We start from the raw sequence: 1,707 nt of genomic DNA, 5'->3' as shown, positions 1-1,707 counted from the left end.
CCGGGTTCCGGGAACGCGGCGCGCCGGGCTCATCACCCACCAGGGCAGCCGCCCGGCGTTGGGCCGCAGGCGCCAGCGCTCGCCCGTCTTCAGATCGGCGAAATCGAACTCCGCCGTGTCCGGACCGGTCAGGGCATCGCCGGGGCACCGATGGTCCTGAGGAAGCCCAGGGCATCGGCATTGCCGGACAGCAGCAGGTGGTTGCCGTTGTCGATGGTCAGGCCGAGTGCCGGATCGTAGTACGAGCGGCAGCGGCCACCCGCTTGCTTGGCGGCCTCATGCAGGACCACCCGGACACCGGATTCCGCGAGGGCGACGGCGGCGGAGAGGCCGGCCAGGCCGGCGCCGACGACGTGGACGGTGCCCATCAGATCAGGCCGTGCCGGAGGACGACGCCCAGCAGCGCGAGCTTGCCGGGCTTCACCCGCGCCCGGGGCATCGCCCAGCCGCGGTCGACGACCGCCTTGAGATAGAGGTGATAGGCCGCCGCCATCAGCCGGGCGGCCTTGGTGGCCTTGCGGGGGCTGCGGCGGATGATCTCCCAGGTCGCCTCGTAATGCTCCTCCGCCTCGCGGGCGAGGGAGATGCAGACCTCGCCGATGCGCGGGTGGCTGATCGCCTGGACCGGCGTCGGATCTGTGAGGCCGATCGCCTGGAGCTTCTCGCGCGGCAGGTAGAGCCGGCCGCGCTCCGCATCCTCGTCGATGTCGCGGAGGATGTTGGTGAGCTGGAGCGCCCGGCCCTGGTGCCACGCCAGCCGGATGCCGTCCGCCTCCGGCATGCCGAAGATCCGCACCGACAGCCGGCCGACCGCGCTTGCGACCCGGTCGCAGTAGAGGTCGAGGGTTTCGGCGTCGGGGGCGACGATGTCCTCGACGGCGTCCATGGCCATGCCGTCGATGACCGCCTGGAAATCCTCGCGCTTCAGGCTGAAGCGGCGCACGGGCTCCACGAGGTCGCGCACGCGCGGCGCGGGCCGGCCGGCGTAGAGCGCGTCGATATCGGCCCGCCAGCGGTCGAGCTCGGCCTGCCGCACGGCGCGGCTGCCGCCGTCATCGGCGACGTCGTCGACGGCGCGGCAGAAGGCGTAGACGGCATACATCGCCTCCCGCCGCTCCTTCGGCAGCAGGCGCATCGCCGTATAGAAGGAGGAGCCGGCGGCGGGCAGCGCCGGGGCGGCGCTCTCTGGGTTCTGGGCGGGCGTGGCGGTGGCGGTCACGAGCGGATTCCTTGAGCCGCGGCCCGGATCGTGCGCCCGCGGAAGGGCCGGCGTGCCAGGGTGGCGGCGACGCCACCCAGGGCCGTCAGGGCGAAGGCGGCCTTGCCGTGATGGACCTTCTCCGAGAGCGGGTCGCGCTCCAGCAGGCCCCGGCTCAGCACCACGGCGAGGCGGTGGATGGCGGCGATCTCCAGCGACAGGCGCAGGTCGTCGATCAGATCCGGCAGGACCGCGCCCTCGTCGAGGAGGTCGAGGCATCTCTGCGCCAGGTCGCGGATCACCGCCCGGAGTTGCGGCGGCGCCTTGGCCTCGCCGAGCATCGCCACCGTGGCGCCGTGCCGATCCAGGCAATCCTGCGGGAGGTAGACCCGGTCCAGGGCGGCGTAGTCCTTGCCGCAATCCTGAAGGTGGTTGATCACCTGAAGGGCCGCGCAGATGGCGTCGGAGGCCCCGTAGACCCGGGCCGGATCCTCGCCGTGCACGTCGAG

2 protein-coding genes and 1 pseudogene are annotated in these 1,707 nt (G+C 72.5%); all 3 read right to left on the bottom strand.

Annotated elements, in window-relative coordinates; all coding sequences use genetic code 11:
• Positions 1–368, bottom strand: a pseudogene (locus I53_RS31740) (FAD-dependent oxidoreductase); the annotation flags it as partial.
• Entirely contained in the window at positions 368–1,219 is an 852-nt protein-coding gene (gene hpnD, locus I53_RS23365) for a presqualene diphosphate synthase HpnD (protein ID WP_043355230.1), read from the bottom strand. The pseudogene I53_RS31740 and the gene hpnD, both read right to left, overlap by 1 nt.
• Positions 1,216–1,707, bottom strand: a 492-nt coding sequence (locus I53_RS23360; RefSeq protein WP_043355228.1) for a squalene/phytoene synthase family protein, incomplete at its 5' end; no start/stop codon positions are given. The genes hpnD and I53_RS23360, both read right to left, overlap by 4 nt.

It is taken from the genome of Methylobacterium sp. B1, assembly GCF_000333255.1.
GTDB lineage: Bacteria > Pseudomonadota > Alphaproteobacteria > Rhizobiales > Beijerinckiaceae > Methylobacterium > Methylobacterium fujisawaense.
Note: the sequence above shows the minus strand (reverse complement) of the source record. Positions and strands in the feature narration are given on the sequence as shown.